The 1,542-nt window shown below is 36.3% G+C and carries 1 protein-coding gene; it reads left to right on the forward strand.

Translation table 11 applies throughout. The features are described 5' to 3' along the window. Nucleotides 1-709: 709 nt before the first annotated feature. A complete protein-coding gene (locus F6K37_RS33550) occupies nucleotides 710-1,129 on the forward strand; it encodes a hypothetical protein (RefSeq protein ID WP_008188465.1) in 420 nt (139 codons plus the stop codon). The last annotated feature ends 413 nt before the right edge of the window (nucleotides 1,130-1,542 follow it).

A 1,542-nucleotide genomic window follows, 5' to 3' on the forward strand; every position in this document is an offset into this window, starting at 1 on the left:
GATGTCACATATGTCGCAGATTAGGGGATCAATGACATCATGCCGGATAATTACCCTCCATCAAAACATGATTCCACAGAAATTATCCGGCTCTGAGGAATAAACCCCTGAAATATGACTTAGCTTGATCAGCAGCTAGGTAACAGTGAAGTACCCCAACCGACACGAAGTAGGTTGGGGCTTCCAACTTTCGCTCAATTCAGGGATGATCTTAATAGAATTAAGAATTAAGAATGCGCGAATTTAGAATTGGATTCTTAATTCTACATTCTTAATTCTACATTCTTAATTCTACATTCTTAATTCTACATTCTACATTCTACATTTTTCCTATCCTGGTTAACTATTTATCCTTATTGGTTGAAAGTCAAGTAACAAGTAACAAATGGAGCATGTCAGTTTTGTTAATCCCTGATTCAGATCCCCCTAAATCCCCCTTAATAAGGGGGACTTTTGAATCTAATTCCCCCCTTGATTAAGGGGGGTTAGGGGGGATATATGTACATAATTACAAAGGTGAAATGCTCCCAGTAACAAGTAACAAGTGTTAATTAACAAGAAGTAACCAGTAATCTGAATAAGAAGAGCAATCCGTATAGGAATTGTGATAATTTTTGTTTCCTGTTCCCTTTGCTAAAGTGATTAACTGGACTCGTTCGAATTGGTAATTGCTAGTATTACCAACCCATTATGTCAATAAGGAGGTTTTGTGAGTTACTGGATAAAAGTTAATTACGATCATCGAGAATATGTCATTGATCTGGATCGGCTTAGTACATTCACCCATGGTCCCAACGGAAAAATAACCTTCTGGTTACCCGATAGTACTATTCCCATTATTATCAACCGTCAAAGTGACCCAGACGGTTATCAACGAGTGGTCAACTACATTCAAAAGTTATCAGCACGATCACCTTCAGGTTTTTGGATTACATTCAGTTACGAGCGTCATGATTATATCCTTGACCTCAACAAAATCAGTAGTTTTTGTCACTACCCAAATCAGAGATTAACCTTTTGGTTACCTGACAGTTCCATGCCCATCATTATTAGCGAACAAAAATATCCAGAAATTTATCATAAGATAATAGACTACATTGAACAAAAAACTGGCTATTTACTAACGTAATTATAGAATTTAGAATTTAGAATTTAGAATTGGGAATTTAGAATTAATAATTTAGAATTTAGAATTTAGAATTTAGAATTATACATGCTACCTTCTGGCTTCTGGCTTCTGGCTTCGGGAGCATCCCAATTTGGCACGTTAGCTCTTGTTAGGGGGCTGAAACCCTTGAAATATAGTTGCTTTGGGTAATATTGTTTCCAAAATGAGATGCTCCCCTGGCTTCTGGCTTCTGGCTTCTGGCTTCTGGCTTCTGGCTTCTGGCTTCTGGCTTCTGCCTTCTTAATTCTACATTCTTAATTCTACATTCTTAATTCTTAATTTTTAATTCCCCATTCTTAATTCCCCATTCTTAATTCTACATTCTTAATTCTACATTCTTAATTCCCCATTCTTAATTCTACATTCTTAATTCT

The sequence above is a fragment of the Moorena sp. SIO4E2 genome (assembly GCF_010671945.1).
GTDB classification, from domain to species: Bacteria; Cyanobacteriota; Cyanobacteriia; order Cyanobacteriales; family Coleofasciculaceae; genus Moorena; species Moorena producens.